The organism is Gordonia oryzae, from assembly GCF_003797185.1.
GTDB lineage: Bacteria > Actinomycetota > Actinomycetes > Mycobacteriales > Mycobacteriaceae > Gordonia > Gordonia oryzae.
This window is the reverse complement of record NZ_RKMH01000009.1, coordinates 82,642-105,978: the sequence shown is the minus strand read 5'-3', so window position 1 is coordinate 105,978 and position 23,337 is coordinate 82,642. Positions and strand designations below refer to the sequence as shown.

The 23,337-nt window shown below is 65.9% G+C and carries 20 protein-coding genes; 13 read left to right on the top strand and 7 right to left on the bottom strand.

What is annotated here, in order from left to right:
* Window positions 1-157 precede the first annotated feature (157 nt).
* The gene (locus tag EF294_RS13055) at window positions 158-646 is read right to left on the bottom strand and encodes an Lrp/AsnC family transcriptional regulator (protein ID WP_185091067.1); all 489 of its coding nucleotides are present in this window, start codon (window positions 644-646) and stop codon (window positions 158-160) included.
* 120 nt (window positions 647-766) lie between these two features.
* Between EF294_RS13055 and EF294_RS13050 the strand changes: the two genes are divergently transcribed.
* On the top strand, window positions 767-1,591 hold the full coding sequence (locus EF294_RS13050) for a PIG-L deacetylase family protein (protein ID WP_123930616.1): 825 nt from the start codon (window positions 767-769) through the stop codon (window positions 1,589-1,591).
* A gap of 278 nt (window positions 1,592-1,869) precedes the next feature.
* Here EF294_RS13050 and EF294_RS13045 read toward each other — a convergent pair whose 3' ends face one another.
* Window positions 1,870-2,295, bottom strand: coding sequence for a DUF779 domain-containing protein (locus EF294_RS13045; RefSeq protein WP_123930613.1), 426 nt, complete (start codon window positions 2,293-2,295; stop codon window positions 1,870-1,872).
* Between the two features lie 85 nt (window positions 2,296-2,380).
* Window positions 2,381-3,904 carry an aldehyde dehydrogenase gene (gene adh, locus EF294_RS13040; RefSeq protein ID WP_123930610.1) on the bottom strand — a complete coding sequence of 508 codons (1,524 nt, stop codon included), beginning with the start codon at window positions 3,902-3,904 and terminating at the stop codon, window positions 2,381-2,383.
* 377 nt (window positions 3,905-4,281) lie between these two features.
* Here adh and EF294_RS21460 point away from each other — a divergent pair, with 377 nt between their 5' ends.
* Window positions 4,282-4,458, top strand: coding sequence for a hypothetical protein (locus tag EF294_RS21460; RefSeq protein ID WP_185091066.1), 177 nt, complete (start codon window positions 4,282-4,284; stop codon window positions 4,456-4,458).
* A 140-nt stretch (window positions 4,459-4,598) separates the two neighbouring features.
* On the opposite strand, the gene EF294_RS13035 is transcribed toward EF294_RS21460, so the two are convergent.
* Both EF294_RS13035 and EF294_RS13030 read right to left on the bottom strand, forming a co-directional pair.
* Complete coding sequence (locus EF294_RS13035) at window positions 4,599-5,909, bottom strand: GAF domain-containing protein (RefSeq protein ID WP_123930607.1); 1,311 nt, start codon at window positions 5,907-5,909, stop codon at window positions 4,599-4,601.
* A gap of 144 nt (window positions 5,910-6,053) precedes the next feature.
* Complete coding sequence (locus tag EF294_RS13030; protein WP_123930604.1) at window positions 6,054-6,308, bottom strand: hypothetical protein; 255 nt, start codon at window positions 6,306-6,308, stop codon at window positions 6,054-6,056.
* 136 nt (window positions 6,309-6,444) lie between these two features.
* Here EF294_RS13030 and EF294_RS13025 point away from each other — a divergent pair, with 136 nt between their 5' ends.
* The 11 genes from EF294_RS13025 to EF294_RS12975 all read left to right on the top strand — a co-directional run bounded on the left by EF294_RS13025 (window position 6,445) and on the right by EF294_RS12975 (window position 19,716).
* Complete coding sequence (locus EF294_RS13025) at window positions 6,445-6,867, top strand: YccF domain-containing protein (RefSeq protein ID WP_123930601.1); 423 nt, start codon at window positions 6,445-6,447, stop codon at window positions 6,865-6,867.
* A 35-nt stretch (window positions 6,868-6,902) separates the two neighbouring features.
* On the top strand, window positions 6,903-8,273 hold the full coding sequence (locus tag EF294_RS13020) for an NAD(P)/FAD-dependent oxidoreductase (protein ID WP_185091065.1): 1,371 nt from the start codon (window positions 6,903-6,905) through the stop codon (window positions 8,271-8,273).
* A complete protein-coding gene (locus EF294_RS13015; RefSeq protein ID WP_123930597.1) occupies window positions 8,270-9,061 on the top strand; it encodes a DUF1365 domain-containing protein in 792 nt (263 codons plus the stop codon). The genes EF294_RS13020 and EF294_RS13015 overlap by 4 nt, the downstream gene beginning before the upstream one ends.
* On the top strand, window positions 9,058-10,386 hold the full coding sequence (locus tag EF294_RS13010) for an SAM-dependent methyltransferase (protein WP_123930594.1): 1,329 nt from the start codon (window positions 9,058-9,060) through the stop codon (window positions 10,384-10,386). Before EF294_RS13015 ends, EF294_RS13010 begins: the two co-directional genes overlap by 4 nt.
* The gene (locus EF294_RS13005; RefSeq protein WP_123930591.1) at window positions 10,383-11,240 is read left to right on the top strand and encodes a DUF1295 domain-containing protein; all 858 of its coding nucleotides are present in this window, start codon (window positions 10,383-10,385) and stop codon (window positions 11,238-11,240) included. Before EF294_RS13010 ends, EF294_RS13005 begins: the two co-directional genes overlap by 4 nt.
* Before the next feature lie 164 nt (window positions 11,241-11,404).
* Window positions 11,405-11,977: an ECF RNA polymerase sigma factor SigK gene (gene sigK, locus EF294_RS13000; RefSeq protein ID WP_185091077.1), complete on the top strand. Its 573-nt coding sequence runs from the start codon at window positions 11,405-11,407 to the stop codon at window positions 11,975-11,977.
* Window positions 11,970-12,785 (top strand): anti-sigma factor, encoded by an 816-nt coding sequence (locus tag EF294_RS12995; RefSeq protein ID WP_123930588.1) that lies wholly within the window; start codon window positions 11,970-11,972, stop codon window positions 12,783-12,785. Before sigK ends, EF294_RS12995 begins: the two co-directional genes overlap by 8 nt.
* A gap of 348 nt (window positions 12,786-13,133) precedes the next feature.
* Window positions 13,134-14,672 (top strand): aldehyde dehydrogenase family protein, encoded by a 1,539-nt coding sequence (locus EF294_RS12990; RefSeq protein WP_185091076.1) that lies wholly within the window; start codon window positions 13,134-13,136, stop codon window positions 14,670-14,672.
* The gene (locus EF294_RS12985; protein WP_123930582.1) at window positions 14,669-16,237 is read left to right on the top strand and encodes an APC family permease; all 1,569 of its coding nucleotides are present in this window, start codon (window positions 14,669-14,671) and stop codon (window positions 16,235-16,237) included. The genes EF294_RS12990 and EF294_RS12985 overlap by 4 nt, the downstream gene beginning before the upstream one ends.
* A 64-nt stretch (window positions 16,238-16,301) precedes the next feature.
* The gene (locus tag EF294_RS12980) at window positions 16,302-17,867 is read left to right on the top strand and encodes a GMC family oxidoreductase (RefSeq protein ID WP_123930580.1); all 1,566 of its coding nucleotides are present in this window, start codon (window positions 16,302-16,304) and stop codon (window positions 17,865-17,867) included.
* A gap of 4 nt (window positions 17,868-17,871) precedes the next feature.
* Window positions 17,872-19,716 (top strand): putative nucleotidyltransferase substrate binding domain-containing protein, encoded by a 1,845-nt coding sequence (locus EF294_RS12975; RefSeq protein WP_246007835.1) that lies wholly within the window; start codon window positions 17,872-17,874, stop codon window positions 19,714-19,716.
* Window positions 19,717-20,008: 292 nt separating this feature from the next.
* On the opposite strand, the gene EF294_RS12970 is transcribed toward EF294_RS12975, so the two are convergent.
* Window positions 20,009-21,541, bottom strand: coding sequence for an ATP-dependent DNA ligase (locus tag EF294_RS12970; protein ID WP_185091064.1), 1,533 nt, complete (start codon window positions 21,539-21,541; stop codon window positions 20,009-20,011).
* Entirely contained in the window at window positions 21,541-23,307 is a 1,767-nt protein-coding gene (locus EF294_RS12965) for a SulP family inorganic anion transporter (protein ID WP_123930574.1), read from the bottom strand. The genes EF294_RS12970 and EF294_RS12965 overlap by 1 nt, the downstream gene beginning before the upstream one ends.
* Window positions 23,308-23,337: the final 30 nt, after the last annotated feature.

Genomic DNA, 23,337 nt, shown 5'->3' with positions numbered 1-23,337 from the left:
TGCGGGAAACCTCAGCATTGTGCACACCGCCCCGCCGATGGCGGCTTCCTCGGTGAGCAGTATGCGCAACGGCGTCGAAATCGCCTGCGTGCCAGCGCGGCGGCTGTGACGTTAGGCCCGCTCGCTTGCGCCCCGGCGCCGGTGCAGGGCGGGAGAGTCACTGCGCAATCAGTCGTTCCAGCAACCCCGAGACCCGATAGTCGACCAGTTTCCGCATCACGAGTGCGGTGGTCGTCCGCGTGACTCCCGGTATGTCGAGAATCTGACCGGCGATTCGATACAGATCGTCCGCGTCGCGGGCGACGACATGCACGAGCAAATCGCTGATCCCGCTGAGGCCGTGGACCTCGACCACCTCCGCAACCTCACTCAGCGCATCAGCGATGGGCGTCAACTGGCTCTGGGTGACATTCGTCAGGATGAATGCGGTCAGCGGGTACCCGAGCGCCGCCGGATCGATGCTGCGCTCAAAGGAGCGCAGCACTCCCCGTTGCTCGAACTTCGACAGCCGGGCCTGCACGGTGTTCCGCGAGAGTTGCGTCCGATCCGCAATCGCCAGCACGGTGGCTCGTGGATCGTCGGCAAGCGCGGCCAGAATGCTCCCGTCGATGGCATCCACCGCGGCGGACGGCTGGGCGTTGGGCATGGTGACAACTTTCCGGATCTCCGCTCACACCAGCACGCGCTTCGGGTGTGAGTTCATGGCAGTGCTACCAGCAGCGTACTGCGACGAGCCCCCATGCCCCGACCTGAGATGCTGTAGCGCATGAGCACCATTGTCTTCGTCCACGCCCATCCCGACGACGAGGCCACGGCCACTGCCGGCAGCATGATCCGTGCAGCACGCGAAGGGCACCGGGTGGTTGTCGTCTACTGCACCGACGGTGACCCGGGAGAGCACGGCGATGGCGACATGCCCGATGATCTCGGACCGGGAGAAACGGTGGCGACGAGACGGCGTGGTGAAGCCGAGTCGTCGGCGGCAATCACCGGCACCACGCGCCTGGCGTGGCTCGGCTACGCCGATTCGGGGATGACCGGATGGACCCAGAACGGCACCGATGGCGTCTTCTCCCGCGCGCCCATCAAGGAGGCGGCTCGACGTCTGGCGGACATCCTCGACGAGGAGGGCGCCGACGTGGTCGTCGGATACGACTGGCATGGCGGCTACGGTCATCCCGATCATGTCATGCTGCACCACACCACCCTCGCCGCAGCAGAACTCGCCGTCAAACGACCACGCTACCTGGAGGTCACGATGAATCGTGACCTCATGCGGCAGCTGTTCGTCATGGCCGCCGAGATGGGGCTCGCCGGCGAGGACGACGCCGACGGATTCGACCCGGATGCCGCGGGCGACGACGGGAATCCGATAGGCACACCGGAGGCCGAATTACATTGGGCCGTCGACCTCGGCAACGACGTGACGGCCAAACGCGACGCGTTGGCCTGCCACGCCAGCCAAAGCGATGTTCGTCAACTACTGGCCTTGCCGGTCGAGTCGTTTCGACTCGCCTTCGGCGCCGAGCATTACATCGAACCCGGCCGGCCACCCGGTATGGTGCGGGGCTGGTGGCTCGACGCGGGCTGACGCCCAGGCTTCACACCTGGTTGTTCACAAGGATTTCCGACGATCACGGGTTCATGACGATCCGAGACTCGGGAGTTCGAGCACGGGGACTGTTCGTTACCCGTTTCCTCGGGCTATTCGACTCCATCCCATCGCCATTGGCGGACTTGTTGCGCAACGCAACCGACTCGACGACAACAGCGGCAAGCATCGAATCTCCCGGTTTCTCACCTTCCCCAGAAGGACCGACAGACGTCCTCTCGATACGGCGAATGCCGAGTGGTACGTTGCAGGAAGAATCAGAGACCGACCGCCGCGCCGGTCAATGGGGGGTTCGCCGACAGCACCGCATTCTCTTCGTCGCTGAAAGTCCTTGCCCGCGAGAGGAATCGCACACCTTCCGGAGACTCAAGGCTGAATCCGGCGCCCCGTCCGGGCACCACGTCGAGGATCAACTGTGTGTGTTTCCACAGTTCGAATTGATCGCCGTTGATCCAGACCCTTACCGCCGGAATGGGTTCGGGCAGATCGATCTCGCCGACCAGCACGTCGCGCTGGCCCACTCGGTACTCTCCGACGGGATAGCACATGGGGGCGGAACCGTCACAGCATCCACCGGACTGGTGGATCATGAGTCCGCCGTGCAGCTCCGACAACATGGTCAGGAGCTGCACGGCGGCGTCTGTGGCGACCACCCGATCAGGAATGTTGCGCTCGGTGGTCATCGTTGCACCTCTTCGGTGTAGAAGAATCCCCGATTCGGACGAAGTCCCGGATCAGAAGAATCCCCGATTCGGACGAAGTCCCGGATCAGAAGAATCCCTTCGCACTCTGAGCGTATCCGACCAGGAGGTTCTTGGTCTGCTGGTAGTGCTCGAGCATCATCAGGTGGGTTTCGCGCCCGATGCCGGACTGCTTGTATCCACCGAAGGCGGCGTGAGCCGGGTAGTCGTGGTAGGTGTTGGTCCACACACGACCGGCCTGGATCTCGCGGCCCGCACGGTAGGCGGTGGCACCGTCACGGCTCCACACGCCGGCACCGAGTCCGTAGAGGGTGTCGTTGGCGATGTGGATGGCGTCGGCGTAGTCCTTGAAGGTGGTCACTGCCAGCACCGGGCCGAAGATCTCCTCCTGGAAGATACGCATCTTGTTGTGGCCGTCGAAGACCGTCGGCTTGATGTAGTAGCCGCCCGAGAGGTCGCCGCCGAGGTCGGCCGGCTCGCCACCGATGAGGACCTTCGCGCCCTCTTCCTTACCGATGGCCAGGTAGGAGCTGATCTTCTCGAACTGGTCGTTGGAGGCCTGGGCGCCCATCATGGTGTCGGTGTCGAGCGGGTTGCCCTGCTTGATCTTCGAGACGCGGTCAACGGCCTTGCCGATGAAGTCGTCGTAGATGTCCTCCTGGATGAGCGCGCGGCTCGGGCAGGTGCAGACCTCACCTTGGTTGAGCGCGAACATCGAGAAGCCCTCGAGCGCACGATCAAGGAAGCCGTCGTCGGCACTCATCACATCGTTGAAGAAGATGTTGGGGCTCTTGCCGCCGAGTTCGAGGGTGACCGGGATCAGGTTCTCCGAGGCGTACTGCATGATCAGGCGACCGGTGGTGGTCTCGCCGGTGAAGGCGATCTTGCGGATGCGGTTGCTCGATGCGAGCGGCTTGCCCGCCTCCACTCCGAAGCCGTTGACGATATTGATCACGCCTGCGGGCAGCAGGTCGGCGATCAGGCTCATGACGTACAGGATCGACGCGGGGGTCTGCTCTGCCGGCTTGAGGACGACGGCGTTTCCTGCGGCGAGCGCGGGGGCGAGCTTCCACACGGCCATGAGGATCGGGAAGTTCCAGGGGATGATTTGACCGACCACGCCGAGCGGCTCGTGGAAGTGGTAGGCGACGGTGTCCTCGTCGACCTCCGAGATCGAGCCCTCCTGAGCTCGCAGGGCGCCGGCGAAGTAGCGGAAGTGGTCGATGGCCAGCGGGATGTCGGCGGCGAGGGTCTCGCGAACCGCCTTGCCGTTGTCCCAGGTCTCGGCGACGGCGATCTTCTCGAGGTTTTCCTCGAGACGATCGGCGATGCGCAGCAGCACCAGCGAACGTTCGGCAACCGAAGTCTTGCCCCACTGCGGTGCGGCCTTGTGCGCGGCGTCGAGTGCGAGATCGATGTCCTCGGCGGTCGACCGGGCGACTTCGCAGAAGGTCTTGCCGTCGACCGGCGACGGATTCTCGAAGTACTGCCCCTTCACCGGCGGGGTCCACTGACCACCGATCCAGTTGTCGTAACGCGACTCAAAGCTCATCACCGAACCCTCGGTACCCGGCTTCGCGTAAACAGTCATGTGTGTCCAGCTCCTCAGTGCAGTAACAGGCGTCGGCCAATTGCGGGATGCCCCACCGAGCCGCGACGGCGGCTGGTGTGATCTGTTCCACAGAGTATGAGTGCTGTGGTTGCAGCCACGTTGCAGTGACGTTCGGCAACGTTGCATCGCCACGAAACAGCGCATCAGGTCGCGTGGTCAGCCGACCGATCCACTCACCGCCGGGCCCGATGTCGGGTCAGCCGAAAGGAGTAATCAGCGACGATTCCCTGGTGTGCAAGGGACAATTCGCGGTACTCAAGTCGTGGACAGCACGCAGCGCCGAGATGATCGACTTTCCCCACTCTTATTCAATATTCGAAATGCGCAGACGGAATCGCCAGGAAGGTGGTGCCACGATGGTTCTCGCTCAGGATGACCCTGCGCAACGCGGCACGGCCGGTGCTCGCGACAAGCCTGATCCGCGCCCGCTCGTCACGTTGGGCGTCGGGCTACTGGTCGTGGTGCTATGCATCGTGACCACCATCGCGGCGGCGCTGCTACTCATCGGTTCGATGCCCGGCACGCGGCCCTGAAGCCGGGGTCCGCACGATGCGAATACGGCTTCGACCTATCCGGCGCGACACGCCGTGGTTGCTGGGTCGGTGGCCCGCCCGCGTGGAATCCGTATGCATACAAGGGGCCATGACGCGCAGTGGCCACATCCTCGGACGCCTCACGCCACAGGCCGGGTTGGACCGGGTTGGACCCCATACCGCTTGTCCAGCAACCTGATTCGCCCGCCCACCACGGCACGGTCGCGATGTCCCACGGGGAGACGGTGCTCGAGTCGACGCCACGCGAGGAGATCATCGCGACCGTGGATCGACGACGTCCAGGTCCGCAGGGCCCCGATTTCTCCCTCGGCGATCACCCGTGACCGCACATCCTCACGGACCACCTCGAAGATCTCGGTGATGCCCGGCGCCGTCGACTCCGCGAGCAATCCACCGCGGCCGAGTTCGTCGATCACCGGCGACAGCTCGCCGCGCTCGGCGATACGCCGGCGCAGGTCGGCGACGTCGGAGGTCATGTCGATGGTCAGGCGGTAAGGCCGTGAGGTGACCACATCGTTGCCGAGATCACGGCGCAGCCTCGAGATCTCGGCGCGCACGGTGACCGGGTCGATGGCGTCGCCGGCCAGGTGCATGGCCAGTTGTTCGGTGTTGAGCCCCTCGGGATACTCCTGTAGCAGCACCAGGATCTCGGCATGCCGGCGCGACAGCGTCCGCTCACCGGCCGGATCACTACCCCGATGCCATCGATAACCGTTGTCGCCCAACACCGTCAGCCGCGCATCGCCATCGCTCGCAGAAGATGCGAAGGTCGCCGGGTCGGCCAGGTTGACCGCCTGCGCCTGCAGTTCGCGTTCGACTGCGGCCACCACCGAACGGACGGCGGCCAGGGCGAACGGCGCAGCCACCTCGCGGCCACCGGTGACATCGATGACGCCGATGACATGTCCGGTCACCGGGTCGTGGACGGGCGCGGCGGCACAGCTGAAGTCCTGCACCGAACCCGCGAAATGTTCTGGGCCGATCACCTGCACACCCTTGCCGACCGCGAGCGCCAGGCCTGGGGCGTTGGTGCCGACGACGTCCTCACTCCACACCGAGCCCTCGACGAAGTTGATCTGGCTCGCACGGTCGACGGCGTCGGTGCTGCCCTCGACCCACAGCAGTCGGCCGACCTGATCGGTGAGGGCGACGACGACGCCGGAGTCGGCGATGTCGTCGAGCATCAACGACTGCACGAGCGGACGCACCGACGTGATCGGATGAGCCTCGCGGTATCTCGTGAACTCGGCCATCGTCATGCTCGCGCTGGTGTGGTCCTCGGGCAGCGCCTGGATCGGATCGACCCCGCGCGACAACGACCTCGACCACGACTCGCGCACCACCGAGCGCACCGCGTCGGATGGCGGCGTGGTACCGGAGAGGAAATCCTCGTAGGCGCGCCGGATCCGCGACGAGCCGAGTTCGGTCATAGGTCTTCTCTCGATGTGCCTCTGTGCGGTCGATTATGCCAACTCTGGTGTGACGCGGGCTACAGGCGGCCATGTCATCGGCCCGAACGACATCTCATGCAACCGCGAGGGATCCTCGCGACCGAGGGTTACCGCGACCGAGGGTTACGGCAGCCACGCGTTGCGGCGCGGGTACCTCGCCCGCAGGTAACTGTAGAGATACGTGCTGATCAGCAATGCGACCGCAGTCGCCACGGCCGGCCACAAGAAGATGTTGTGCACCGAATCCCGGATCGCCGCAACCGCCCAGCCGAGCGCGAGCAGGATCACCGCGATCGTCGCAAGCAGCCGGATCACCAGAACGACGGTGGTGATGACCCACCACATGGTGACACGTGCACGCTCGGCGTCCGGGGCCATGGGCACAGGTTAGCCAGGGCCGACGAGACCACGCATGGGATCGGGCATACTCCGCACGGTCCCCTATCCGCCGAGACGGCGGTCTGCGGTTGCCCAACGTTGCCCACGATCACCCACGAGAGCCGACAATGGACGTATGCGCACACTCCTCAACATCATCTGGTTGGTGCTCTGCGGGTTCTGGATGGCGATCGGGTATGTCGTCGCCGGAATCATCTGCTGCATCCTGATCATCACAATTCCCTTCGGCATCGCATCCTTCCGCATCGCCAACTACGCCCTGTGGCCGTTCGGGAGGACCGTCGTGCGCAAACCGCAGGCGGGTGCGGCGTCGACCATCGGCAACATCATCTGGCTGATCTTCGCCGGGATCTGGCTGGCCATCGGGCACATCACCTCCGGTATCGCGCTGTGCCTGACGATCATCGGCATCCCGCTGGGCATCGCTAGTTTCAAGATGGTGCCGCTGTCATTGTTGCCGCTCGGGGCCGAGATCGTCGACGCCGACCAACCCCGGGCCGGCTACATCGCCGCCCCGCCCCCACCGCAGCGAGCCTGACCCATCCGAACAGCCGTCGAGTCCGAACTTCGGGCATGACAACCTCGGGTCTACCGGTACCCCGCACCGGCCGTCCCCATCGAGTCGCGGTGGTCGGCAGTGGTGTCGCGGGCCTGGTTGCCGCCTACCGACTCTCCGCCGACGCCGACGTCACCCTGTACGAGGCAGACACCCGTCTCGGTGGCCACGCCCACACGCACTCGATCACGCCGCCCGGAGTCGGCGGCACGATCGCCGTCGACTCCGGGTTCATCGTGCACAACGACCGCACCTATCCCACGCTTCTGCGGCTCTTCGGCGAGCTCGCGGTGCCGACCCAGGAGACCGACATGTCGATGTCGGTGCACTCCGAACGCACCGGTCTGGAATACGCCGGCGCGTTGGGTCTCTCTGGCCTCATCCCCACCGCGCGCACCCTCACCCGCGGCCGCTACCTGTGGATGCTCGGTGAGGTCGTACGCTTTCACCGCGCGGCGCGCAAGGTCCTCGACACCCCTGACTCCGACGAGCCGATCACCGAGTTCGTTGCCCGCGAAAATCTGTCGGACTACTTCGTCGACAACTTCCTACTCCCGCTGATCGCCGCGGTGTGGTCGTGCGACGCGCGCACCGCGCAGGCCTATCCGGCGCGCTACCTTTTCACCTTTCTCTCGCACCACGGAATGCTGTCGGTGTTCGGATCGCCGACGTGGCGGACTGTCGTCGGCGGTTCGGTCACCTACGTCGACGCCGTCGCCGACCACCTCCGTGCCCATCGCGGGCGCATCCGTCTCGGCGCGCCGGTGCGCTCCGTCGATGATCTCGGTACCGCGGTCGTGGTCACCGCCGACGGCCACCCCGCCGAGCGGTTCGACGCCGTCGTCCTTGCGACCCATCCGCATCAGGCCCTCACCGCACTCGGCCACCCGACCGCCGCGCAGCAACGGGTTCTCGGTGCGATTTCCTACTGCGCGAAGCCCGCTGTCCTACACACCGATATCTCGTTGCTGCCGCGCGCCCGCCGAGCCTGGGCGTCGTGGAACTACCAGATCCGCGCCGACCACGCACCGACCGACGCGCTCGATGGTTCCGGCGTCGCCGTCACCTACGACCTGACTCGTCTGATGCGACTACCCTCCGCCGACCCCCGCATGCTCGTCACCCTCGGCCGCACCGACCTCGTCGACGAATCGACAATTCTCGCCGAGATGACCTACGAGCACCCGATCTACACCACTGAATCGGTTGCTGCACAAGCACTCCTCCCCGACATCGAGAGTGACCGCATCGTATTCGCCGGCGCCTACCACGGATGGGGATTCCACGAGGACGGCGCGGCGTCCGGCGAGCGTGCCGCCCGACGGGTGGCCGGCTCGCTCCACCGATTGTCCTCCGACCCCATAGCTCTTCAGGGTGATCCGACATGATTCGCCCGGCATCCACCTCGACCCCGTTGCCGGCCGTCGTCGCCACGCGCATCACCCACACCCGGCGCTCACCGCTGCGCCATACGTTCACCTACCGCAGCAGTTCGTGGCTCATCGACGTCGACGCGCCACCCCGATTCCGCGGTCTGGCGCGCCTGGCCGCCGACGTCCGTCCCGCCGACCATTTCCCCGAGCCGAATCGGCCGGGACAGTCGCTGCGGCAGCGACTCGACGACCACCTACGCGGCGCGGGCGTCACACCCGCCGACGGCCCGGCATGCGCCCTGCTCTCGCCTCGCGTCGCCGGATACACGTTCAATCCGCTCAGTGTCTTCTGGTGCCACCACAGCGACGGAACCCTCGCGCATGTGGTGGCCGAGGTGCACAACACCTACGGCGAGCGCCACTGCTACATCGTGACGCCCGACGCCTGCGGCCGTGCCGAGGTGGATAAGGAGTTCTACGTCTCACCATTCCACGACGTCTCCGGCCGCTATCGACTACACGTCCCAGAGCCGGATGACCAAGGCCGCGTAGCGATCTCGATTACCCTCGACCGTCCGGCAGCCGGGCCCTTCGTCGCCACCTTGACCGGACACGCCCGCCCGGCCACCACCCCCGCGATCCTCGGAACCCAACTGCGCGCACCTCTCGCGCCGCTCGTCGTCGCCGCCCGAATCCGGCTGCAGGGCATCCGATTATGGGCTCGCCGACTTCCCGTCCAACCACGCCCCGATCATCCCGTTCATTCCACTCTCGCCTCCACCGCGACGAAAGGACACCGATGAGCACCCACATCCATCGGCCCGACGATTACGAGGTCACCCCACCCGACGCCGGGCGCTGGCCCGACGCCGCCGCGGTCCCCACCGGCCGATCCGCGCGGGTCCGCGGCGCCGCGGCATCCTGGCTGTTCCGGCACGCCACCGCCGGGCTCGACGTGCGCATCGAGTATCCGGACGGCACTCGCGGCGGCCGCCGCACCGACGATGTACAGCCACGCATGATCATTCGGCGCCCCGACGACTTCGCGCGCCGGATCGGTTCGGCCGGGTTGATCGGATTCGGCGAGTCCTTCATGGCCGGCGACTGGAGCACCGATGACCTCGTCGGCGTCCTCACCCCGTTCGCCTCCCGGGTCGCGCGGCTGGTCCCCCGACCCCTCCAGGCGCTGCGCCGGGTGGTGCTGCCGAAACACCCCGAGGACGAAGAGAACACGACGGCCAACACCCGCTCCAACATCTCCCGTCACTACGACCTGTCCAACGAGTTGTTCGCCACCTTCCTCGACGAGACAATGACGTATTCGAGTGCCCTGTTCGCCGACCCCGGCTTCTCGTCCGAGAACGCTGTGCTGCATCCCCTCTGGGATGATCTCGCCGACGCGCAGCGCCGCAAGGTGGACCGGCTGCTCGACCTCGCCGGCGTCGGGGAGGGCACGCGACTGCTCGAGATCGGAACCGGCTGGGGCGAACTGTGCCTGCGTGCCGCAGCCCGTGGGGCCACGGTCCGTTCGGTCACCCTGTCCTCCGAGCAGCGCGAGCTGGCGTTACGGCGCGTCGCCGAGGCCGGGTTCGCCGATCAGGTGCAGATCGATCTGCTCGACTACCGCGAGGCCGACGGCACCTACGACGCCGTCGTGTCGGTCGAGATGATCGAGGCCGTCGGTGAAAAGTATTGGCCGACATACTTCTGCACCATCGACCGCGTGCTCGCGCCCGGCGGGAAGGTCGCGATCCAGGCCATCACCATGCCCCACGACCGCATGCGCGCATCCCGTCACACCTACACCTGGGTGCACAAGTACATCTTCCCCGGCGGTCAGCTCACCTCACTGCCCGCGCTACGCGCCGTCACCGACAAGCACACGACGCTGCGGCTGACCGACTCGCTGTCGATGGGCGCGCACTACGCCGAGACGCTGCGGCTCTGGCGCGAACGGTTCGATTCCCGCCGGCGCCCGATCGCCGACCTCGGCTTCGACGCCACCTTCATGCGGATGTGGCAGTTCTATCTCGCTTACTCCGAGGCCGGATTCCGGGCGGGATACCTCGACGTCCACCAGTTGTTGTTCACCCGCAGCACGACCGGCACGGCCCAGGAGCAGTCATGACGGGGTGGACTGGATTCCTCGTCCTGACACTGTCGTCGTTGATCCTGCTCGTGGTGATGCAGGCAATCACCTTCGCGATCGGCTATCGGATCGGGCGTTTCAACGTCGTTGACGTCACGTGGGGCCTCGGATTCGTCGCGGTCGCTTGGCTGTCACTGATCCTTGGCGGCGGCGATACCACCCGCCGCTGGCTGCTGGCGTTGGGTGTGAGCGTGTGGGGGCTGAGACTGGCCTGGCACATGGTGGGCAAATCGAAGGGCAAGGGCGAGGACCCTCGCTACACCGAGATGCTGGAACGCTCCGGCGGCAACGGTTTCGCGGTCGTCGCCCGCAAGATCTTCGCGACGCAGGGGGCCGCGCAGTGGTTCGTGTCGCTGCCGATCCAGGTGTCGGCAGTCGCCGGCCCCACTCCCGGGCTCGCGTGGATCATCGGCGGCCTCGGCATCGCACTGTTCACGCTCGGGCTGTGCTTCGAGGCGATCGGCGATGCGCAACTGCGCGCCTTCAAGGCAGACCCCGCCAATAAGGGCGCGATCATGGACCGCGGACTGTGGGCGTGGACGCGTCACCCCAACTACTTCGGCGACGCGTCGGTGTGGTGGGGAATCTGGCTGCTCGCGGCGACATCGGGGGCGATGGCCACTGGCCCCACACTCGTCCCGTGTCCCGGCGTCCTCACCGTCCTGTCTCCAGTGGTGATGACCTACTTCCTTGTGTTCGCCACTGGCGCCCGGTTGCTGGAGAAGTCGATGAGCACTCGACCCGGCTATCCCGAGTACCAGCAACGCACCTCGTACTTCTTCCCGCTGCCGCCCTCGTCGGCGCCAACGGCCGACTCCCGCGTGACGCCATGACCTCCGGGTTGGCGGTGGCCCGGCCGTCAGGCCGCCTGATGACACAGCCGCTGGGCCCATCAACGATCCCCGTGAGTGTTTTCCGGGCGAGCCGGACACCCACATCGTTGAGTACCCCCCTGCCGCGGGTTAGGGTGATCGGCGATGAGATCAGAGGCGTCGAGGTGACGGCAACCGAGGGCCGCGAGGACACGACACTGCCGGATCTGCTGGCGCGAATCGCCGACGGCGACTCGGCGGCCTTCGCCGAATTCTATGACCGGACCGGGGATCGCGTGTACGGCATGATCCTTCGTGTCCTGCGCGATCCGGGGTACAGCGAAGAGACCGCGCAGGAGGTGTTCCTGCAGGTATGGCGGTCGGCCGACAAGTTCGATCCAGCAGCCGGGTCGGCGTTGAGCTGGCTGATCACCTTGGCGCACCGACGCGCGGTCGATCGGGTGCGCTCCGAAGTTGCCGGTGATCGGCGGGAGACCACCTACAGCCAGGCCACGGCGACGGTCAGTTTCGATCAGGTCGCCGACGCCGTCGAGGTCCGCGAGGCGCGCGAACGCGTCATCAACTGCCTCGGCAGTCTCACCGACATCCAGCGCGAGTCGGTATCGCTGGCGTATTACCGCGGGCTGACGTACCGGGAGGTCGCCGAGGAGCTCTCGGTCGCCCTGCCGACGATCAAATCGCGCATCCGGGACGGTTTGGCGCGTCTGCGCGAATGCCTGGGGGATCGGGATGTCTGACGACGAGTTCCTCGCGATGGCGCCGCTGATGGGACTCGATGCTCTGTCGCCGGCAGAACTGGACTCGGTCCGTCGTCGGCGTGCTCAGGCCGACGACGCAGCACGCGCGGAGTTCGACGCGCTCGTGGCCGCGACCAGGGAGACGATGGCCACGGTCAGCGCGTCGACCGCCATGACCCCGCCCAGTGAGCTGCGCGCCCGGCTGCTGGCCGCGGTCGCCGCCGAGGCCCGCGAAGCCACCCACCCCACCACCGCCGGTGTCCGCGAGATCCGCCCGCGATCGGCCGACGACGCACGCTCAAATGCCCAGGTGCCCGGCGGGGCGAGCGGTGCTGCCGTCGCTACCGAACTCACCCGGACCAGACCTCGGATTGCCTATCTCGCTGCTGCTGCGGTGATCACCGTCGCGGTCGGAGCCGTCGGATGGGCGATCGGCAGTGGACTGTCGAGCACGACCGCCACCGAACAGCCCACCGCAGCCAAGGTGTTCAGCGCCAAGGACGTCAGGACAAGTTCCGGGTCGGTGGCCACCGGTAGGGCATCGGTGACCTACTCCGAGCGCGCCGACGCAGCTGTCCTCGTGATGAACGATGTGCCACCACCCCAGCCCGGCACCGTTTACCAGATGTGGCTACTCGGCCCCCAGGGCGCCACGCCGGCCGGCACGATGACCGACAAAGACGTCACCCCCTCCACGACCGCGGTGATCCCCCATATCGGCGACGCCACGGCGCTGGGCTTCAGCGTCGAACCCGCCGCCGCGGCAACGTCTCCCAGTTCGATCGTCGCCGAACTCCCGCTGCGCTGATCATCGCGCCCAGACCGGCTCCCGTCGCCTTCGGACGGGAGCCGGCGCAGCCATGGGTCCCCTACCTATTGACAGAACACCGGACTGGCACAACACTTGTTGCAACAGATGCGCAGAGTTGCGCACAGAGCAACACCATGCACCGTCGTCCGTAGGCGCTCGCGCCCGTGCGAGAACTGACCGGGACCGTCGGCGGGTGCCACGCGCTCGCTTGAGTTCGCTGTCTCGTCATGTTCATCCCGTCCTTCCTCATCCCAGTCGTAGTCACCAGTAGCGAGAACACCGTCCACCACCGCGGAGAGGCCACTTCACGTGAGCACCACCGATCAGCCCGTCTCGTCGATCACCTTGCCCTCGCAGAGCTTTACGTCACCGCTACTCGGCGACGCCCAGCTCTATACCGCCGGCCGGTGGCACCACGCCTCCGACAGCGGTACCCGCGAAATCATCAACCCCGCCCTCGGTGAGAGCTTCATCCGAGTCGACGAGGCCACGCCCGAGGACGTGACTGCGGCGATCTCGGCCGCTCGCACCACCTTCGACGACGGTCGGTGGCCGGCCACCCCGGTCGCAGAGCGCGCGGCACTACTGCGCCGCATCGCCGATCTCCTCGTTCGGAACAAGGCCGAACTCGCCCGGATCGAGACGCTCGACACCGGAAAAACACTGGCCGAGAGCGAGATCGACATCGACGATGTCGAATCGGTTTTCCGCTATTACGCAAGTCTGGTGGAAACCCAGGCCGACCGCGTCGTTGACACCGGGGTGCCCGGAGTGATCAGCCGAGTGGTACGCGAACCCATCGGGGTCTGTGTGTTGATCGCACCGTGGAACTATCCACTTCTGCAGATTTCGTGGAAGATCGCCCCAGCGTTGGCCGCCGGTTGCACAATGATCGCCAAGCCCAGCGAGGTCACCCCGCTGAGCACCCTTGCGTTCGTCCGGTTGTGTGAGGAGGCCGGTGTGCCTGCGGGTGTGCTGAATCTCATTCAGGGAGCTGGTTCCTCGCTGGGCTCGGCCCTCACCGACACCGACGCGGTCGATTTCATTTCCTTCACCGGCGGGCTCGCCACCGGGCGGATCATCTCCGAGACCGCCGCGCGCCACGTCACCAAGGTCGCCGTCGAACTCGGCGGAAAGAATCCACACATCGTCTTCGCCGACGCCGACTGGGACTCCTCGGTCGAACAGGTACTCGCCGGGGTGTTTCTGCACTCGGGCCAGGTCTGCTCCGCGGGAACGCGGCTCATCGTCCACGAGTCGATCGCCGACGAGTTCGTCGACGCCCTCGTCGCCCGGGCCGACCAGATCGTCATGGGCAATGGACTCGATCCGGCCGCCAAGACCGGCCCTCTGGTGTCACAGGCCCAGTTGGACAAGATGCACGCCCACGTCGCATCAGCGGTCGCCGAGGGCGCACAGTTGCGCTGTGGCGGCGGTCGCCCCGACCGTGAGGGGCTCGCACCCGGCGGATACTGGTTCGCGCCCACCATCTTCGACCACTGTGATCGCACCATGTCAGTGGTTCGCGACGAGACCTTCGGGCCGATCCTGTCCGTCGAGCGATTCACCACCGAGGAGCAGGCACTGGCGCTCGGCAACGACACCGATTACGGGCTGGCGGCCGGGGTGCGCACCTCCGACGCCGCACTGGGCGAACGCATGGTGCGCGGGCTGCGCCATGGGACTGTGTGGCTCAACGACTTCGGCTACTACACCGCGGCAGCCGAATGGGGCGGATTCGGGAAGTCCGGCAACGGGCGTGAACTCGGCCCCACAGGTCTCGCGGAATACCAAGAGACCAAACATATCTGGTACAACACCGCGCCGTCGGCGTCGCAGTGGTTTACTCCGCACGAGGATGATCAACAGAAGGACAATCAATGAGTACAGCCCCCACTGGTGCGCCGAAGGATGCGGCGGACGAATCGTACGGCCTGTCAGACTTCGGCTACAAAGAGTCCCTCGACCGCTCCATCGGCAAGTTTGCCAGCTTCGCCGCGGGCGTCAGTTACATCTCAATCCTCACCGGCACCTTTCAGCTGTTCTATTTCGGATTCGGCACCGCGGGCCCGGCCTATCTCTGGTCGTGGCCAATCGTCTTCGTCGGACAGCTTTGCGTCGCACTGTGTTTCATGGAGCTCGCCGCCAAGTACCCGGTCGCCGGGTCGGTCTACAACTGGGCCAAGCGGCTCGGCAGCCAGGTTGTCGGCTGGAGTTCGGGCTGGTTGATGTTCACCGCATCAGTGGTGACGCTCTCGGCGGTCGTGCTCGCCCTGCAACTCAACCTGCCGCGACTGTGGAGCGGCTTCCAGATCTACGGCGACTCCGACAACGTCACCGACGCGGCCGTCAACGCCGTCATCCTCGGCGCGATCTTGATCGCATTCACCACAGCCATCAACGCCTGGAGCGTGAAACTCATGGCGCTGATCAACTCGGTCGGGGTGTTCGTCGAACTCATCGCCGCGGTACTGATCGCAATCATTCTGGCCTGCAACATCACTCGTGGTCCGCAGGTCTTCTTCTCCACCAACGGCTACGGCGCCGGTGAGAGCGGCGGCTACCTCGGTGCGTTCCTGGTCGCATCGCTCGCCTCGGGATATGTGATGTACGGCTTCGACACCGCCAGCTCACTCGGCGAGGAGACCGTCGAACCTCGCCGCACCGCCCCCAAGGCGATCCTCCGAGCCATTCTCGCCTCGTTCGTCATCGGCGGCGCCATCCTGGTCTTCGCCATCATGAGCGCACCCAACCTCGACGACAAGAACCTCGGAACCCTCGGCGGCGGCCTGCAATACATCGTCGAGCAAGTGATGTGGGGACCGGCCAGCAAGGTCTTCCTCGTCGCGATCGTCGTGGCTGTCGTCGTCTGCTCGCTGGCTGTGCACACCGCTGCCATTCGGCTGATGTTCGCGATGGCACGCGACAACGCATTGCCCTTCGGGGAAAAACTGGCGACCGTGCATCCCACCCGACAGACACCGGTGATCCCGGCCATCGTCATCGGTCTCGTCGCGGTGCTGATCCTGGTGATCAACGTCAACCAGCCCAAGATCTTCACCGTGCTCACCTCCATCGCGATCATCATGATCTACCTGGCATACCTTCTGGTGACCGCACCCATGCTGCTCAAACGGGCACGCGGGGAATGGCCGCCGAAGGATCTCGCCGAGGGCGGCTACTTCACCATGGGGCGATGGGGCCTACCGGTGAACATCGTGGCGGTGGTGTGGGGTGTGGGCATGGCGCTCAACCTGGCGTGGCCTCGCTCGGCGGTCTACGGCGATCCCTGGTACAACACCTGGGGTGCCTTTGTCTACATCGGCATCATCTTCGGCATCGGCTTCGTCTGGTATCTCACCGTCGGCCGCCGCCACATCGGGGTACTCGAATCTCATTCCACTGCAACAACGCTGCCCACAGCTGACGAGATCGGTGGGGGACTGTGACCAACTATTCTGCTGGTCGCTTCCCGCTTCGTCACATCAACCCCGAAAGGATCTGAGCGCGCTCATGACCTCCTACGACTACGTCATCGCCGGTGGCGGGACCGCCGGGTGTGTGGTTGCCGCACGCCTTTCCGAGGATCCGACCGTCACCGTCTGCCTGATCGAGGCCGGGCCCAGCGACGTCGACGATCCGAACATCCTCGTGCTCAAGGAGTGGATGCACCTACTCGACTCCGGATACGACTGGGACTATCCGGTCGAACCACAGGAGCGGGGAAACAGCTTCATGCGGCACTCCCGCGCCAAGGTGCTCGGCGGCTGCTCCTCACACAACTCGTGTATCGCGTTCTGGCCCTTGGCCCAGGAACTGCGGAACTGGGAGGCGGCCGGCGCGACCGGCTGGGGTCCCGACGGCGTGCTGCCCTACGTGTCCCGCCTAGAGAACAACATCGCTGACGGCGATTACCAGGGTTATCCGCACGGCCACGACGGACCGGTCCGGTTGCGCGACGTTCCAGCGGTCGATCCGTGCGGCCAAGCTGTCCTCGACGCAGCCGCGAAAGTCGGACTGCCGACCGTGCAGTTCAATCGCGACCAGTGGCATCTGAACGGTGCCGGATGGTTTCAGATCAACGCCAGCGAGGCCGGCGAGCGGATGTCGACCTCACATGCCTACCTGCATCCGATTCTCGGCACCCGCCCCAACCTCACCGTCCTCACCGACAGCTGGATCAGCGAGATCCTGATCGACGACTCGCTGCGCGCCACCGGTGTGCGATTCCAACGCCCCGACCTCACCGGATACGACGAGGTGACCGCCAATCGTGAGGTGATCGTCACCGCCGGGGCCATTGATACCCCGAAACTGTTGATGCTCAGTGGAATCGGCCCTGCGGAGCATCTGCGCGAGATGGGGGTGACGGTTCGCGTCGACTCGCCCGGAGTCGGCGATAACCTCGACGATCACGTCGAGGGACTCGTGTTCTGGGAAGCCTCTCGCCCGATGGTCACCGACTCCACCCAGTGGTGGGAGATCGGATTGTTCACCACCACTCAGGAGGGGCTGGACCATTCGGATCTGATGATGCACTACGGTAGTGTGCCCTTCGACATGAACACCTTGCGCTGGGGCTATCCGACCACCGAGAACGGATTCTGCCTCACTCCCAATGTCACCCAGGGACGATCACGCGGAACCGTTCGTCTGCGGTCACGGGATTTCCGGGACCGGCCCAAGGTCGACCCGCGGTACTTCACCGATCCCGAGGGCCACGACGAACGCGTCATGCTCGCAGGTATCAAGCTCGCCCGCCGCATCGCCGAGCAGTCACCACTGCGGGAATGGGTGGCCCGCGAGCTCGCCCCGGGCCCCGACGTCACCTCCGACGATGAGATCATCGACTACTTCCACAAGACCCACAACACCGTCTACCACCCGGCCGCCACCGCGCGAATGGGTGCCGTCGACGACCCGATGGCGGTGCTCGATCCCACTCTGAAGGTTAAGGGTGTCAGTGGTTTACGGGTCGTGGATGCATCGGCGATGCCCAACCTGCCGGTCGTCAACCCCAACATCACGGTGATGACGATGGCCGAGAAGTGCGCCGACCTGATCCGGTCCGGTACCTGAAGTGATGGCCGGGGCCGAGGACTGCGACACCATCGAATTCCTGGGAGCCCATTCACCTTTTCAGGAACTGGACGACGCAGAGCTGGCCCGGATCGCCGCGGGCGCGAGCATTCGTCGGTTCCGCACCGGGGAGGTCATCGCCGAATACGGTCACGGCTCCGCGGATGCGGTGTTCATGGTGCGCACCGGACGGGTCGAGCTGACGGCTCCGGGAGCAGAACTCGATCCCCCGGAGGTGTTCGAATCTCTGGGCCCTGGAGCACTGTTCGGCTACATCCCGCTCATCATCGGCGGTGAGGCGCGGTTCGTCGCGCGGGCTGCCGAGCCGGCGTCGGCGATCGCGTTACCCGCCAACGAGGTGCGGGCCGTGCTCGGCAGAAGGTCGGGATTGACCTTCCTCGCCGAGTCGGCCTGGCAGTCGATCTCGGCCCGGCCCGCTCCCACCGCGGGCTGGTCTTCGACGACACGGGTATCGTCGTTGATCCGTGACTCTCCGGTGTTCGTCGCTCCCCACACGCCCGTAGCCGAGGCGGTGCGCGCGATGGGTGCGGCCGGGCAATCATGTGTGCTCATCGAGTTACCCGACGGCACACTGGGAATCGTCACCGAAAGCGACGTCACCCACCGCGTGGTCGGTGGCGGACGGTCACCGGATGTGCCGGTCGCCGAGGTGATGACCGCACCGGCCCGCTCCGTCGACGCCGGACGCTACGCGATCACCACCTGGCTGGAGATGTTGGAGGCCGGCGTTCGTCACATGCCGGTATGTTCTCCGCGTGGCCGCGCCATCGGGGTGCTGGAGGAGACCGATCTGCTGGTGGCCGCGAGCCGTGGCGGCTCACTGCAACGACAGATCGCTCATGCCACCGACGTCGATGCACTCGCATCGGCAACCCAGGCCATACCGCGTCTGGCAGACGACCTCGTCAGCGCGGGTCTCGATGCGGAATCCACCTGCGGTGTGCTGTCGTTGATCATCGACACCACCGCCCGCCGTGCCGTCGAGCTCGCCCTCGACGACCACCCGGACCTGTCGGGCTTCGCCTGGATCACCCTGGGTAGCGTGGCGCGCCGGGAGGCGATGCCGTCCTCCGACGTCGACTCGGCTCTCAGCTGGATCGACGACGGCGACCGTTCGGCAAGCGAGTTCCGCGCGATGGCGCGGCGTACCCACGCGATCCTCGACGACTGCGGTCTGCCCGCTGACACCAATGGTGCCGTGGCCTTCTCGCCGAGCTTCTCCCGCTATTGCGACGACTGGTTGCTCGCGGCCCGACGATGGTTGTCGGCACCACTCGCCGACAATGGACTCATCATGTCATCGCTGCTCATCGACGGCCGCGTCATTCGTGGCCCCGAGAGCCTGCACACCGCCCCCTTGGCGTTCTCGTCGATGCCCGCCGACCATCCCGAAGCCCTACGCCTGCAACTACTCAACGCGCTGTCACTGCGGCCGCGCGTACGGAGCCTGCGTGACATCCTGTCCCGCCGCGGCGGGACCGTTGACCTCAAGGCGCACGTCATCGACCCCATCGTGAATCTCGCACGGTGGGCCGGCCTCACTGCGGGGATCACCTCGGCTCCCACTCCTGCGCGCCTGCACAGCGCCGTCGACGTCGGCGCACTCACCTCCGCCGAAGCCTCACTGCTACATGAGGTTTTCTCGATGACCCAACGCCTGCGGCTTCGTCACCAGATCACCCAACTCCGCGCCGGCCACACCCCCGGCGACGTCATCGTCCTCAGCGACCTCTCCCCCTTGGAACGCAGCATGCTCAGCGAAGGCGTTGGCGAGGTCAGCGACATCCAACGCCGCGTCCGCACCCGAATTACGGTTCCCCTCAATTGACTTGCGACTCCCGCTCCGACAGCCGAGAACTTCCCTCACCCGATGGGCGATATTCTTTCCCCCGATGGTCGCGGTGCGAGTCGCGTGTGGCAAGCCTCCAGCCCAGACGAGCGACCCGGTGATCGACCAGGTTCGGCAGCAGCAGGACTTGTTTCATGCCACCGAAGGCACGCAGCCACGCCACCACGCTCACCGGTGAAGCGGATGGATGAGGGGTCACCGACCCCACGGCAGCGGGGTGACGAGTGCGCGGCGGAGACTCCTGGTGGGTTGCCGGCCGCAATGGACACTCTCACCGCAGAAGGCCGCGCACCGCATCGATGGTGTCGGCGAGGTCCGCGGACTTGTCGGGGCGGTAGCGCAGCACGCGGGCGAAACGCAGAGCCACTCCACCCGGGTACCGTGAACTGCGCTGTACACCATCGAGTTCGATCTCGACGACGATCTCTGGACGTAGGTAGACCGTCCACGAATCGCGGTGGTCCTCGTGTTTCGGGAACTCCGCGGTTTGCCACTGGAGCTGTTTGTCGTTGAGCCCCTTGAAGGTCTTACCGACCATCACCGGGGGTCCACCATCGGGATCACGTGCTCCCAGATAGATATTCGAGAGGTATCCGGTCCTGCGCCCCGACCCCCAGTCGGCGCCGAGGACGACGAGGTCGAGGGTGTGTACGGGCTTCACCTTCTGCCACGCCCTACCTCGTCGACCGGCAGCGTACGGACCCGACAACGACTTCACCATGACACCCTCGTGACCGCCGGCCAGTGCGGCCTCGAGGGTCTGTCGGGCCTGCTCGGGTGTCGGAGTGCGTACCGATGCGATCCGCAGATGCGGCGCAAACGAATCCAGCGCGTCGAGCCGCTCGACGAGGGGCCGATCGATCAGATCCTCGCCGTCGAGATGGAGACAATCGAAGAAGAAGGGCCGCAACAACCGCGGACCGCTGCCCAGCACCGGGTCCTTCTCTGCCATCGACCCGAACCGACTCATCGTCTCCTGGAACGGCCGAGGCCGGCCGTCGTCGAACAGGGTCAGGGTCTCACCGTCGAGGATCACCGACCGCAACGGCAGCTCCCGCACTGCCGCAACGAGATCCGCAACCCGTGCCGTCACGTCATTGAGGGTGCGGGTGAACACAGCCACCTCATCACCGTCGCGATGCACCTGGATGCGGGCACCGTCGAGTTTGTGATCGACGACGAGATCCGGTCCGAGACTGGCCAGCGCCGAATCGAGATCCTCAGCGGGTGTCGCCAGCATCGGCGACACCGCCCGCCCCACCTGGAGGCCGATGCCCTCCAAGACGGCGCGGCCACCGCCGATCGCCGATATCGCGGTGTCCGACAGTGATCCGGTGAGCATGTGCGCTCGACGGACCAGTGATGCAGGTTGCTCGGACACCGCGATGATCGCCTCCACCATCACACCGGCGAGCGCGCCCTGGCGCAGTTCGCCGGTGAGCAACCGGAGCAAGAAGTTCTGTTCGTCGGCCGTGGCGCGGCCGAAGAGTTCGCCCAGCAACTCCACTCGGGCAGCCACCGACCCGGGCCCCGACGTCGTCGCCAACCGGGTGAAGGTGCCGTCGACCTCTACCACCGTCAGCTGCGACTCCTCGTCGCGAATGGGCGCTACATCGATTACTCGCACGGTGCGCCAGCCGATTCCGAGGCGGCCCTGCGGTACTTCGCCCGACAACCACGCCACCACGAGGCCCACCTCGTCGGCGGCGGTAGCGAGAAGTTCGCGGAGCACCGTGGTTTTCGCGATGCGTGAGCGCGTCGCCGCAATCTCTGTGGACGCCCGCACCACCGCCGAGAATCGCATCAGTGCCCCTGGGTTTCCGGCGGGAGGTCGAGTCCGGACGGATCGTAATCGGGCGGCGCGGAGTCCGGATGCGCCTGCAGGTAGGCGCGCAGCGCATCCTCGAGTGAGGCGAAGATGTGGTCGGGAGTCAACTCGGCGAGTATCCCGTCGGTGCGTAGAGTCTGCTGCAGCTCCGGATCGACGCCGGCGAGAACGAAATGTGCGCCGCAGGAATGGATGTAGCCGATCAGGTCGGTGAGTACCGTCGACGCCGAATAGTCGACGTCGGTCATTGCCGACGCGTCGAGCACCAACCACCGCACCGGGTCGGGAGCCTGCTTGACCAGGTGCAGGACGTCGTCGGAGAACCGACCGGCGTTGGCGTAGAACAGCTCCGCGTCGTACCGGAACACGATCAGACCCGGTAGCGACTGACTTCCCGGCGTTGCCGACTGGTATCGCGGTCGGCCGCCACCACTGACTCCCAGCACGAAACGTTCTGGCCGGTATTGGCGTCGCACCAAATCGAGCAGCGAGACCACCATCGACGCGACGATGCCGACCTGAACGCCGAACACAACGACGATGACCGCGGTGAGCACCGCGATACCGAACTCGACCCGCCGGACCCGCCAGATCCGCACGAACCCACCGACGTCGATGAGACGCAGCGCGATCAAGAATACGATCGCCGCCAGCACCGCGTGTGGCAGTCGCGCGAGCGCACCGGCGGCGAACACCACCACCAGCAGCGCGATCAGCGCCATCGTCAGATTCGCGAGCTGGGTGCGGCCGCGTTGATCGTCGAGGAGTTGCGTCTTGGTGGGACTGCCGTTGACCACAAAAGTGCCGGAGAAGCCCGCCACCAGATTGGCCCCCGACAGACCCAGGGCGTCACGATTGATGTCGGCGTTCTGCCCGTGCCGCTGCGCGAAACTCCGCGCGGTCGCCGCACTTTGGGCGAGGATCACCAGCGCGCAACCGAATGCGATGGCGGCAGACTTGGCGATGTCCCCCAGTCCCATGCCGCCTGGACCTATTCCGCCCGGCCACCCGAAGGACGGCAGGCCACCGTGGACCGAGCCGATCACCGGAACGCGCTCGGACCATCCGAAGGCTGCCACGGCGACGATCGACGCGATGACCACCACGACCGCCGCCGGGAATCGGGGCATCAGGCGCCCGCCCGCCAGCAGCGCGACCAGGGTCACCACGGCAAAGCCGACCGCTCCCCAGTTGATGTCGCCGAGGTGGCTAAGGATCCTCCACCACCGTGACCAGATCGATCCGTCGGCGCTCGACATACCCAGCATTGCCGGGACCTGGCCGGTGATGACGGTGACCCCGGTGCCGGCGAGGAATCCAACGAGCACCGAGGTGGACAGGAAGTCGCCCAGGAACCCCAAGCGGAGCAGGCGCGCCACCGCGAGAAGTCCACCGGTGACGATCGCGATCAGGCATGCCCACTGTAGCCACGCCTGCGAGTCCGGCACGAGCCCCGCGATACCGAGCCCGGCGATGCCCGATGCCAGCAGCGCCGCGGTTGCCGAGTCCGCGCCGACGACCATCAGTCGAGACGACCCGATCAGCGCGAACACGATCGTCGGCAGGATGATCGTGTACAGCCCGGCAACCATCGGCACACGCGCGATGGCGCTGTAGCCCATCGACTCAGGGATCGCCACGGCCGCGAGGGTGCATCCCGCGACCAGATCGGCCCGCAGCCACGAGCGCTTATAGCCCGCCAATGCCGGCGGTATCAGCCACGTCAGCGTTCCCCGCCTCATCCCGCCAGGCTAGTGGTTTGCGCACCGAAA